This window comes from Psychrobacter sp. AOP31-B2-9 (assembly GCF_052378005.1).
Taxonomy (GTDB): Bacteria; Pseudomonadota; Gammaproteobacteria; order Pseudomonadales; family Moraxellaceae; genus Psychrobacter.
Window position 1 is genome coordinate 1 of sequence record NZ_JBQSXG010000089.1, and the last position, 12,711, is coordinate 12,711.

9 protein-coding genes are annotated in these 12,711 nt (G+C 43.9%); 4 read left to right on the forward strand and 5 right to left on the reverse strand.

All coding sequences use genetic code 11. The annotated features are described in order from the left end of the window. From ACT3SX_RS10290 to ACT3SX_RS10305, 4 genes are all read right to left on the reverse strand, one after another. Nucleotides 1–604, reverse strand: a 604-nt coding sequence (locus tag ACT3SX_RS10290) for a GIY-YIG nuclease family protein (protein ID WP_444519097.1), incomplete at its 3' end; no start/stop codon positions are given. A gap of 24 nt (nucleotides 605–628) precedes the next feature. Next, complete coding sequence (ylqF, locus tag ACT3SX_RS10295; protein ID WP_192519617.1) at nucleotides 629–1,585, reverse strand: ribosome biogenesis GTPase YlqF; 957 nt, start codon at nucleotides 1,583–1,585, stop codon at nucleotides 629–631. 160 nt (nucleotides 1,586–1,745) lie between these two features. Continuing rightward, nucleotides 1,746–4,928 carry a DUF2339 domain-containing protein gene (locus tag ACT3SX_RS10300; RefSeq protein WP_192519616.1) on the reverse strand — a complete coding sequence of 1,061 codons (3,183 nt, stop codon included), beginning with the start codon at nucleotides 4,926–4,928 and terminating at the stop codon, nucleotides 1,746–1,748. Nucleotides 4,929–5,279: 351 nt separating this feature from the next. After that, nucleotides 5,280–6,017, reverse strand: a complete 738-nt coding sequence (locus ACT3SX_RS10305; RefSeq protein ID WP_192519615.1) for a dienelactone hydrolase family protein — start codon at nucleotides 6,015–6,017, stop codon at nucleotides 5,280–5,282. A 589-nt stretch (nucleotides 6,018–6,606) separates the two neighbouring features. On the opposite strand from ACT3SX_RS10305, the gene ACT3SX_RS10310 reads away from it, so the two are divergent. Continuing rightward, complete coding sequence (locus ACT3SX_RS10310) at nucleotides 6,607–7,110, forward strand: YcgN family cysteine cluster protein (protein ID WP_225739336.1); 504 nt, start codon at nucleotides 6,607–6,609, stop codon at nucleotides 7,108–7,110. Between the two features lie 163 nt (nucleotides 7,111–7,273). Here the strand turns inward: ACT3SX_RS10310 and ACT3SX_RS10315 are convergent, their stop codons facing one another. Then, nucleotides 7,274–8,680: an Lnb N-terminal periplasmic domain-containing protein gene (locus ACT3SX_RS10315; RefSeq protein ID WP_192520742.1), complete on the reverse strand. Its 1,407-nt coding sequence runs from the start codon at nucleotides 8,678–8,680 to the stop codon at nucleotides 7,274–7,276. 269 nt (nucleotides 8,681–8,949) lie between these two features. Between ACT3SX_RS10315 and ACT3SX_RS10320 the strand changes: the two genes are divergently transcribed. From ACT3SX_RS10320 to ACT3SX_RS10330, 3 genes are all read left to right on the forward strand, one after another. Beyond that, a complete protein-coding gene (locus ACT3SX_RS10320) occupies nucleotides 8,950–9,849 on the forward strand; it encodes an HlyC/CorC family transporter (RefSeq protein WP_192520744.1) in 900 nt (299 codons plus the stop codon). Nucleotides 9,850–10,147: 298 nt separating this feature from the next. Further along, complete coding sequence (gene lnt / locus ACT3SX_RS10325; RefSeq protein ID WP_192520836.1) at nucleotides 10,148–11,722, forward strand: apolipoprotein N-acyltransferase; 1,575 nt, start codon at nucleotides 10,148–10,150, stop codon at nucleotides 11,720–11,722. Nucleotides 11,723–11,880: 158 nt separating this feature from the next. Beyond that, nucleotides 11,881–12,363, forward strand: a complete 483-nt coding sequence (locus ACT3SX_RS10330) for a hypothetical protein (RefSeq protein WP_192520835.1) — start codon at nucleotides 11,881–11,883, stop codon at nucleotides 12,361–12,363. Nucleotides 12,364–12,711 lie beyond the last annotated feature (348 nt).

The window sequence follows — 12,711 nt, forward strand, 5'->3', positions numbered from 1 at the left end:
CTTCATCGATTATTTGAGCGACTTTAGCAATGGTAGAATCAATCGATTTATTTTTATAAGTCTCGTTACTATAAAGGCTATCATGAATCGCCAAGGACTCAAAAATAGGCTGTCCTAAGGTGGATAGTAAAACGTCAAGGGTATGGAATAATTCCTCGCAATCAGCTTTTAATGGGTCAGGTGTATGTGGTTTATTACCATTATTTCCATTTTTTAGCTCGTAACGTCCTACCTCAATAGCAGTTGCGATAGCCTTATGTTCCATATATAGCGCATGGGTTTGGGTCATAGAGTTATTGGTTGAGAGCATGACAAAAGCACGTGTCCAGAAATCTTTGTCATCATGTTGGTTAAGACGTCTTTTAAGATCGCCAGTTTGTCCAACATAGAGTAACGGCTTCTCTACACTATCGGTATCACCAATCAAAAAATACAAACCAACTTGATTGGCATCAGGCATCGCAAAAAAATCATTGATATGGATGCGTGGAATCTCAATAAGGCGTACGGTACGCGTAGTCATCTCTGCCAAGCGCAACCCACGAGGATTGCCTTTTGGTAGATAGATTTGAATTGTTTTAGCAGAGGGTATTAATGGATTCATAGTAGCCGATATTTTTTATGAAATTTACTTCCTATTCTTCCGCGTTTTTAGACGACGTAAGCGCTTCTCTTCTTCACGGGCTTTTTTCTTTTCTTCAGCAGCCAGACGTTGCTCAGCGACCACGATTTCTTCGGCCTCCGTCATGGCTGGTGTCTCAAGTGTAATACGTCCAAGCTTCGCACTACGTAATTCATTAATGAGAATCTCAGACATGCGGTAGGTATCGACCTGATTACCCGAACGCACACAGCCGCGATTACGCCCAGCCACTTCAAAAAACTCCCAATCGGTCTTTGGCAGTTCTTCAATTTTATAGCGAGTTTTTAGCAGCTCAGGATAAGCATGCATTAGGTACTCAGCGGTGTAGCTCGCGACATCAGCGAAGTCAAAAGCAGTATCACGGATGCCACCTGTCGCTGCTAAACGATAACCAGAATTTTCATTTTCAACCTTTGGCCATAGCATACCGGGTGTGTCATAGAGCATGATGTCATCGTCTAGTTTAATCAGCTGCTGTGATTTGGTCACGGCAGGTTCATCACCGGTTCTTGCTACCGCACGCCCTGCCAACGTATTAATCAGTGTTGATTTACCAACGTTTGGAATACCCATAATCATAGCTTTAATCTGGCGACCTGTACCGACTTTATTAGGCACGAGTTGTTTACAGATCGCGATGATGCGTTTGACATCATTGGCTTTCTCGGTATCGCAAGCAATGGCTTTCACACCGCTTTGCTGCTCGAGATAATCCATCCATATTTGAGTCAATTCTGGGTCAGCAAGGTCAGCTTTGTTCAGGATTTTGATAACAGGTTTTTCGCCACGCAATGCCGCAACCATTGGGTTTTCACTACTGTATGGGATACGTGCATCAATGACCTCAATGACCAAGTCCATCTGCGGCATGGTTTCTTTGATTTCGTTACGGGCTTTGTTCATATGCCCAGGGAACCACTGAATGCTTGCTCTCTTATCCATCTGCTTTCATAACCTTTTATAAAAAATGCTAAAAGTAAAACCATCAAGGTTTACTTTCTAATGATACTCAGTTTACTACAGAACCACATTGCTCACGGGACAATTTCACTTAACCACTCAGTTTCACTTAACCACTATTAACCACTATGTGAAGTCGTGATTACGTCTTATCATTTATTTCTTCTACCTCATCATCTGCCGGTGGCAGTGGAGCCAAATAACCAATCAGCAAAATCAAACTGCCTGCGCCAAGGAATGATATCACTCGCCAAATGGCCTCGGTCTGTGACAAATCGACTAATACTAACTTAAGTACGACGACGCCCAATAGCCCAATGCCCATAAACCACAGCGCACGCTGCCAGTAACGGCTGGCGATGATGGTGGCGATTAATGCCAAGAGCGTCCACAACATGGTCAACCCTGTTTGTACCTGTTCACTTTGCCATGCGCCTGCATACCATAATGGCGTGCTGATAAAGGCATGGAGCGTTCTGATAAGTATGCTAGATAGCAGCCAAAAGCCAATAAGCCCTAAAATTATTAGTAAATTACGAGTGGCAGAGGCTTTTTGGATGGGATTGCTGGTATCAGGATTTGCTGGTGTTAGTGGGGTGCTTTGCTGTTGATTTAGGTAATAGACACCAAACCCAACCAGTAGCGTCAGCACTGAGGTCACGTCATATAAATTCAACAGCGGGAAATAGGACACGCCCCAAACCACGCCATTATAAGACCAGTTGGTAATGATGACCCAACTTAATGCAATGGGTGCAAAGATGGCAGCGCAGTTTAATAGTGCCCGCTGCCAATCAAACCAGTGCAGGAATCCATGCGTTGCAGCTTCACTAATGGATGGGTCTGTTTTACGAGCATGGTCAAGACGACTGCTAGTATTATAGTCGCTGCCATGATGGTAGCTGGCATAACGATAACGGCTCCATAGCCCAGCGATAATCAAAACAGTAGGGATTAAGACAGCCATCACACCAGCAGAGGCGGGTAGACCATAATGAGCGGCTGCTGCAATGATTAAAATGCCAGCGCCGAGCCAGATCGTACTGTCATAGGCCGATAGCTTGGCGTTATTAAACCATGTCTTCAGCCATAATTGTCCGATAATCAGCCAGCCAATGAGCAAGCCTGCAAATAGTAGCCAGTCTATTGACGCCCATACGAGATGTGACTCAAACTTTTGCGGCAATTGTAAAACGAGCATCAGATAAAACAGTAATAGCAACCCGTGGCTGAACTGCCTGATTTCGGCCCATGGATGATATCGATTGGCTATCCAATAAATACCAAGGCTCATCAGTGCCGCTAGCGCAATCAAGGTAGATGTCGCTAGTTGCCAATGTCTAAACCACTGATCTACATCAAGCAATAATACTAGAAGCATCCACACCATCGCAGTCATGGTCAAAAACTGTATGAGTCTAGGACTGCGCCACACGATATTGAACGCTGTGCTTTGGCTATTGATAGATGTCAGCCATTGGCGAGCCGCGTCAGTGCTAATCCCCAGCGCATTGGCATAAGTCACGATAGAGTCTGGTGTAGACTGCTCTTGAGAATTAGCTGAGTGGATCGACTCGTCACGTAAACTATCATTTAACATCGCTGGCGAGTGACTACTACGTAAGATAAAGACCGATGCCAAATAAGCTATGCCCGAAATGCTTAAGGCTAAGGTAGGATAATCACTGCCAGAGAATACGATGGTAAACACTAGCATAGCGATACTGATGAGCTGTAATAATAGACCAAGCAATACCGACCATGCGCGTAGCGAGCGCCTACCGAACCAGACGAGAGCCAGTCCTTGTACTGACCAACCAAACGCAATCCATTCGGCATCTAATGCCAGCGGAATGACCAAGGCCAAAAATCCAAATCCGAGCGCCAACATGCCTTCGGTAATCAGTGCGTACCGTCGACTATGTTGGACAAAAATCCAACCAAGTCCTAAATAAAGCATCGCTAGCACAGCACTGGTGATGGTTAAGGCATTAGGTACATTACTTAAAAGCGCCGCAAACAAACCAAATGCCATCAGAGGTACTGAAAATAATAGTCCCGTATCGATAGGAAACAGATAGGTCTGACTGTCAGTGTTTGGTTTTTTGCTTTCATCTTGGCTGGTTTTAGTACTATTGGCACGGTTAAACGCTTGCTTGTTATCAGTATTGTAAGCGATGATTTGTTGGGCGTAGCGAATCACGACAAACAGGTAAAGACTCAAATGTAAGGCAACCAACAAAACCAATGACCAACGCTGCGACACAATGACTGCATCTAAATTTTCACTTATTCCCCAATAATAGGCGAGGCCAAAGGTCACGCTCACACCGAATAAATTCAAAATTTTCCATGGGCGATAATGACCAATGATGGCAATAGCCACATTTAATAATAAGTAATAGCTGAACAAGGCAACCATACTGCCAGTATCATCACTGGTCAAAATCGGCGCAAAGAAACCTCCTGACAATGCTAATAACGCCAATGGAAAGGCGTTCTGACGGACGGCGAGGGCAATCGTGACGGCGGATAATAACCCAAGTCCAATAAAGCTCGGTAAGCTCGGAATAATCTGATAGACGCTATAAGCAAAAAAGGTGCTCAAGTACGCAATGGCTAAGCCTGCACCTTGTAACGTGATACCGTAGGAAAAGCGTTTGGCGGTTAGCTTTAATCCCAGTGCCGCCAATGCTAACCCTGTAACGCCAACGGCTATCAGTTTTGTGGCAATCGAAATCTCGATATATTCGCTCAATAAGCGCAGCAGTAATACCACGCCCACTAGCAATACCAATACGCCCACACGCACCACTAAATTACCGCCGAAAAACCAGTTTTTAATAGAGTGAAACAGTGAGGTGACGATAGGTAAGGAGCTTTCATCTGGCTGAATAGCAGTGGTTGGCGTTTTATTTTTTGTGACGCTTACCGTTTCGTTCATCCCAGTAGCAGAAGTGCTGGATACTGCACTTTCTGGTAGGCCAGATTGGGGTATCGTTGGGCGTGATGGTGGCCATGTATGTACGGTGGTAACGGTGGTATTTGTCTCATCAGCTGTATTTAGCTGGGCGGTGTCAACAGCGCTGTCTGCTCCTACATGGCTGTTATTAGCATGACTGTTATTAGAGATAAAGTTGTCAGTTGGTTGAACAGGTGAGCGTTTGGCATTACTGCTTCTTTGGTTTCTAAGCTGAGTTTGTAGTTTGCCCACATCACGGCGTAGTTGTCCAATCTGCCGATTTATTCTGACATAGAGTGCGACTACCACGATTAATAGTGCGGTAAAGGCTAGCCAGCCCAACTGGTTCAATATATAAAACATCTTTATCACTTAATACCATTTATAATGCAGTGATAATGACGTTATTTATCGATAAGTACAAGGCTATCCTTGCGCATCAATCAAAATGTTATTAGGGCGTGTCCTCATTTTAAAAATGATGATAAAAATGAGATAAATAGCAGTCAAACAAGGAAAATAGCGCAGATAATATCGAGATATTAGTCAGTTATTTGACGCTGTTTGGCAAGATTTAGCCGTTTTTAACTCATTTAGATAACTATCGATTGAATTGAGGACACGCCCTAGTAAACGGTTGTTTATAAATAAATAAGGGTCGCTTATAACTTAAGCGACCCTTGTTCTTGGTTTATTTGTTTTCTTGAGGACAGTTTATGCCAAGTTTGCTTTCATAAACTCAAGCATGTTTTCCCAGCTTTGTTTGGCTGCGGCTTCATTGTAGCCCAAGTCCACATCGTTTTTGGCGGCGCGCTCATCTGCTTGAGGGTTGGTAAAGCCGTGTTTTGCGTTGTCATAGACGTCGATAGTGTAGTCGACATCGGCGGCGTCTAGCTCTGACTTAAGACCGTCGATAGCATCCATGGATACCATTGAGTCGTCACGACCGTGGGCGACTAGTACTTTTGCTTTAAAGTTTTTGTCTGCGGGTTGTTTTGGTGATGGGTTACCATGGAAGGTAGCAACTGCTTTTAACGGCATGCCAACGCGAGCCATATCGAGAGCAATTTTACCGCCGAAGCAATAACCAATCACTGCCAACTTATCCCCATCAACCGCTAACTGATCACTGAAGTCATTGAGAATTAAACGGCAGCGTGCCATGAGGATGTCTTGATCTTCAAGCACTTGCTCCATCCACATATTGGCTTGCGCAGCATCTGTGGTTAGTTTGCCTTCACCGTAGACATCCATCGCAACGGCAGCATAACCAGCTTCTGCTAAGCGCTCAACCACTGATTTTGGATGCTCGACCATGCCCCACCATTCTGGTGCAACCAAGATACCGGGTGCTGGCGTGTCGTTCGAGGCAGTATCTGGTAAGGCGACATAGCTGATCAGCTCAATGTTGTTTTCGGTGGTGCTGATTAATTCAAAAGTCTTAACTGACATATTGTTTTCCTTTTTTTATGTTAGGGCGTGTTGAACATTCAAATGTGGTGCTGGCAGTGATTATTTTTTAGACAATATGCAGTGAAATTTTTGATGCCTAGTCATTCTAGGTGAAACAATTTCGCCATGTATTGGCAAAAAAGAGTACTGCCCTCCACTCGAGCATAGCTCTCGCCTTGCAAACGGGCAAAGCACTGCTTTGCTGGATCCGTTCTCAAGGCTGATGCTAAAATCACCCCAAACGTCGTTACAAGCCTAGTTAAGGTCTCGACATTATCGTCGGCTTGCGCCTAGTTTGGTGCAATTTTAGCAATCAGCAGCCCTAACATTTGAATATTCAACACGCCCTATAAGTTTTAAGTGGTGAGTGATGATTATTTATGTTTTTAATTCATCGTACTTTTTACTTTTACTACCTTAACGCTCATGTTACGCAAAAACAGCTATAATACTGTAACGCTATTTATCAAAATGATACTGCCACTTTATGACTATAAACTTGCTAAACACACAGGACGACAGCTTGGATATAAATTCAAGCGCTCAATCAGAGGCTGATTCAAACACTGAGTCGCAGCGACCTGTGACGCTGTTTTCTGAAGCCGCAGCGACTGACACATTACGCCCACAGTTTTGGACCCGTTTTACCTTAGATGAATTAAATCATAGCGAATGGGAGGCATTGTGTGATGGCTGTGGTAGTTGTTGTCTGATCAAATACATGGATGAAGATGAGAGTGGTAATGCCGGTGAGGAGCTGGTCGAATATACTGATGTGACTTGCCAGTTGATGGACTGCGAGACTGGGTATTGCCAACATTACGATACGCGCCAAGAGCATGTACCGGACTGTATTCAGCTGACCATGGACAACTTACCAAACATGATGTGGCTGCCGTCCCACTGCGCTTATAAGCGTTTGTATAAAGGGCAGGGCTTGCCCAGTTGGCATTTATTATTGACTGGGAATGCTGTAGTCACACAGCGACAAATGCGCGCGACGAATGTCGGTGTGGCAGGACGCTGTGTCTCTGAAACTAGCCTGTCGGATGAAGAAATGGAAGATCGTGTGGTCAATTGGGTCAAGCCGTAGTTACAGTTTGTTTGACGCTTAAAATCCAGCTTTCCACATCTGGTTCTTACAATGTAGCCCTTAATATCCAACCCTTAATACCCAGCCCTCAAAATCTAGCCTTTAAAGCTCAGTTTTGAAAATTCAGTTTTGAAAATTCAGTTTTGAAAATCAAGCCTTCAAGTTAATACGAGTCAGACGCTTGGGCGGTAGATTTGGCGTCTGTCTCAGCATCAGCTTGAGAGTCAGCCAATGACGGAGTAGGAATGCCTTGGCGAATCTGCTCAGAGAACTCGCGGCTGTTTTCGTGACTATTAACGCCAGATTCTAGGTTGTTTTGATTATCGAACCCTTTAACCTTTGGGTTTATATGAGCGTGCTCATACCAAGTGTCCATTGACCATGGCTGATCGCTGCTTTCGGGATTGGCATCTAGCATACCCACATTGTACAAATAATTAGGCAACCAGCCGGACACCCAAATACGGTAATCCCATGGTAGACGATCGCCGCTGACGATGCGTGCCATATAAAAAATAATATTGGTGCAATTACTGACCAACGTGTTGTACCAAGCGGGCTCTGCATTCAGATCATCGGCGGCTGTCAAGTAAGACTCAAACAGTGATCTGACCTCGTGTTGCTGCAAGTTACTAACGGGAAATAGATACACTTGCTCGCCGCGCGCATTGCTCCGCGTGTAGATAATATCACGCTCTTCTGCAGCAATTAAGATCAGCTCAAAACGTCTAAAAAATCCGGCAAATGCAGAAAACGACTCCTCTTTTTCTTTACGAATCTCAAAGGAGAAGGCCAGTGGCGCGGCGTCTTCAAAGCGAAAGCTGACCAAAGTATGAGCAATCAGTGGTCCCATCCAATAAGAGTTGGTCACATCGACACCAGAGAGTTTAGACAAGTCCACTGTTCGAGTGTCCCAATGTGCGGTCGCGTTTTCTGCTGTGTGCCAATCAAAATTACGTACATTGGTCAGTGTGATTAAATCAGGGTTGGTCGCATCACGCTCATAAGAGACACGTTGATTGACATCAGCCATCCAGTCGCGCTCTTGCTGAGGTTCAATAGAAAAAAACCAGCCGACACCGACCAACCAAATCGCAGCGTATAAAGCCGTTAACCGTTTCGTAGTGGCTTTGCTATTGCTATTGGTTTTTACTTTAGCCGTTAATGACTGTTTATCTGATTGCTTAGCACTTTTTGGCCAATAGCGGCTTTTGAGCAATGCGGTCAGCACACCAACAATGATTATCCCGGCTAGCCAAGTAATTACCGACTGCTCGCCAAATTGATACCAAATGGCAAGCATCAACCAAATGGCTGATAGTAATAAAGATGTGATGATTAGAATTTGTAAAAGACAGCTACGCCATTTTGATTTTGGTTTGAGCGGCGGTTTTGGTTGGTTTCCAGTGCTGCCATTACCTTTTACATGATGATTGTGTGAGCCATGATTGTTTAAGCTGTCATGGTTTGAACTGTCATGGTTTGAGCTAAGATTCCCCATGCCATTGTCTGAACGATGGCCAGTTGAACGCGAGGCAAACAGGCGAGAAAAAACAGAACGTAGCGACATAGGATTTTTTTTGATAAATGAAGGCTTTGACCATAGCAAAATTTATAACACACTGACAATACAATTTGCATGAATTTGTCGTTGAATGTCGGTGAGCCATAAGATAAAGTGAAGCTGATTTATACTGTTTTATTTGCTAGCTTTATCCCCATCTATGTTTTACCTGTTATTCTTGCTTACTATCATTAACTACTAACGATATTAACTGCTATCAGCCAAATTTTTATTAACTTAATTTTTATTAACTTAAGAGGTTAAACCACACCACCATGTCTGACGACACTCCCAGCCCGAGTAGTTGGTCGATGCGCGGCTTAAAACGCTGGCTATCGACCGCCCCTGAAACCCGTGATGAACTGACTCGTTTGGTACAAGACTCGCGTCAGTTCTTAGAGCCTGACACGGTCGATATGCTAGAAGGCGTGCTCGATCTGCCTGCGACACAAGTGCGTGAAATCATGACACCGCGCCCACAAGTGATTGGTTTGCATGAAAGCGCTAGCCTTGCTGAAGTGATGGATATCATCCTTGATACCACTCATTCGCGCTATCCTGTTTTTGACAGTCAAGATGATGATGCTGTTATCGGTATCTTATTGGCAAAAGATTTGATTCCTATTCTCGTCCATATGGTGCGTCATCAAGAAGATAAAATTGAAAGCAAACGCCTAAGAGACCTTGTGCGTCAGCCACTATATATCAGTGAGACTGCGCGTTCTGACACCTTATTACGCTCACTACAGCGCACACAAGTGCATATGGCAATCGTCGTTGATGAGTTCGGTAACTTTGGTGGAGTGGTTACCATGGAGGACTTGTTAGAGGAAATCGTTGGTGACATCGTCGATGAACATGATGATTTTGAGGAAGACAGTGATATTAACAATATCGTCGCTGACCCTGATAAGCCAAATACATGGCGCGTTCAGGCTTCTACAGTGATTGAAGACTGCAATGATGAGCTCGGTTGTGAGTTTGATGATACTGATGTTGATACGATGGGTGGTTTGGTCATGCAAGCTTTGGGTCATGTCGGTGATCTAGAAGGTGAGAGTGTGATGATAGACGATTGGAAAATTACGATTACTGATGTTGAAGGTCGTTTTATCCATAACTTAGAGTTGACGAAAACGAACGTCGAACCACAAATCTTGATAGGCAGTCATTGATTCAGTGTTAATAACCTGAATCGCGCTTTAGGTACCTATTGCTGAACGACAAAAAACACGATTACGATCGTGTTTTTTTTTGGTTTGTGGCTTGAGATACTCATCCTTGTTTATCATGTCGTAGCAGTTTGCTACGCAATATTACCTATTATTGGGTTTAGACTGGTATCATGGGCAAATTTAATTTTTATATACTGTATTTGATTGTTACATACGGTATTAGAGTCAGGTTCAGCGTTGGTTTTAACCTGAATGCTGCTGCTAACTATTTTAGAAAATATAGTTTTGGATAACTGTTATGCGTCTGTCTACTGTTGATTTGCAAAAACGCCTGAATCCTGAGAAGCCAAAAGGCTTACCGACAGCACTAACTGTATTAATTGCCTTGCTAGCAGGTGCTATTTTTATATTTGCACTTGCGCCTTATGGTATTTGGCCGTTAGCGTTGGTGTCACCTGCTATTTTATACGCACTATTAATGCCTGATATGAGTGGCAAACGTGCATTTCTTATTGGTCAGGCGTATGGTACAGGGCTGTGGTGTGTTGGTGCGTTTTGGCTTTATAACTCCATTCATACTTATGGTGCGATTCCAGTATGGCTTGCGCTGATTATGATTGCGCTGATGGGTCTTGGTATGGGGCTGTTTCATGGCTTTTTGGCGCTCGTATTTAATCGTATGGTTGGCCGTCAGCCGTTGTCTTTTGCGGCGATTTGGATACTACAAGAGTGGTTGAAAACGTGGCTACTCACTGGATTTCCGTGGCTGTTCGTTGGTTATGCCTTTACGGAGCAGTATTGGTTATCGTCATTAGCGCCAGTTGCGGGTGTATTTTCCATCTCATTCGTGGCTGTGTTATTGGCTGCTAGTGTAGTGGAGCTGCTGCGTCGCCGTGCTGGTTACATGGTGATATCGATCGCATTATTAGTGATTAGTAGCGCTTTATGGTTGATAAACCCACAATGGACAAAACCAAAAGGTACGCCTGATTTATCTGTGTCTCTAATCCAAGGTAATATCCCACAAGACGTAAAATGGCTATCTGAATATCAATTAGAAACGCTCAATATTTATGCAACGCTCACAAGTACGGAATGGGGCAGTGATCTTATTCTGTGGCCAGAGTCGTCGATTCCTATGTCTCAGTTAGCGGCGACTGATTTTATCGATGAAATGACCAAGCTTGCCAATGCAACTGATACGACATGGGTAACTGGTATACCTTATATAGACGACGCGGCCTTTGATGCCAGTACTGATAAGTACCCACCGATTTATAATAGTGTGATGGCGCTAGGCACTGATGCAGAAGGACTGTATAAGAAGCAGCGTTTGGTACCATTCGGCGAATATATTCCCTTTCAAGGATTGTTAAATATCCTACCTGATTTGGCAGGTAGTCAAGATATCTCCGGTTATAGCAGTGGTAGTGATGATCAGTCACCGCTAGATGTACGAGGTCATAACTTAGGAGTAGCGATATGTTATGAAGTTGCTTACCCTGATACCACTCGCAAAAATGCCGCTGATACGGATTTTTTATTGACCATCTCAAACGATGCCTGGTTTGGTAAGTCGGCAGGGCCGTTACAACATCTGCAAATGGTGCAAATGCGTTCATTAGAAAATGGCCGTTGGTTCATGCGTGCGACCAATACAGGCGTCACGGCAATTATTGATCATAAAGGCCGTATCGTTGAGCGTGCGCCGCAGTTTGAGCGCACAGTATTAAGAGGTAAGGTACAGGCTCGAGTTGGCAATACACCCTATATGAGCTTTGGTAACTATCCCATGTTATTTATTATAGCGCTGTTGCTACTACTCAGTTATGTGGGTAAACGTGAGGCAACCAGAGCACGTTTGGGCAAGTAGCTACACGCATAACCAGTAGTGACAGTAAGTAATTAGACGCGTCTAGCAAAATCTCGTCGATAATAAATCCTTTAAATACTTAAGGGTTTTAACACATCGGTAAAAATTGCGATATAATAGGCCAATATTTCAAATATTTTGTGCAAGGTGGATAAGGTATGTCAGAAGGTATCGTTAATAACAATCCAAAAAAAGAGTTGTTGTTTGCTCTAGGTGGCATTGCTTTGTTTTTAGGTATTGTCTTACTTATTGGTGTTTCAGCTTTTTTACGCCCAGCAGGTCAGCATATTACTGTTGAGGCGACTGAAGATGCTGAGGCGGCAGTCGTTGCAGATGAAGCAGAAACAGCGACTGATGAAAGTGCAGTAGCTGAAGATGCTGCTGTAACTGAAGATGCAACTGCAACCGAAGAAACTGCAACTGAAGCCACAGATGCTGAAGCACCTGATACTGCGGCAGATGCCACAGTCACACCAACTGATAGTACCGATGGCACCGTCGCTACTGCTGAGTCTGGTACTGCAACGGCGTCTGGTACAGTAAGCCAAGCCGCTGTGGCTGATGCAGATTTGACTGCTGAACAAGCAGATGGCGATTTAGAAGCCGGTGATGTGGCTGAAGTTGATGAAGCAGCACAGTAATTTTAATATAGCCAGTTAAATGACTAAATGGTGACACTTTATTCTAAAATAAGTGGCGTTATGAAGTTTGCATCAACAGTTCTATAAATATAGTAATCGTCTCATGAAGACTAAAAAAAGAGCCCATTCTCAAATATTGAGGATGGTTTTTTTTGTGAGTGGTTGTGTAACTTTGACAAGTTTTTTCTTTACTTGATTATAACCAAGTGAAACAATGTTCCGCCTATATGACCGTTCGTCTGAATCATCAGGGCTTTGGTCATGACAAATATGATCTTTAAAGGAATAGGTGGTGTATCAAAAAGTATGCTGGAGTAATAAAAGAAGGGTGACAGCCGAAGCAAGATG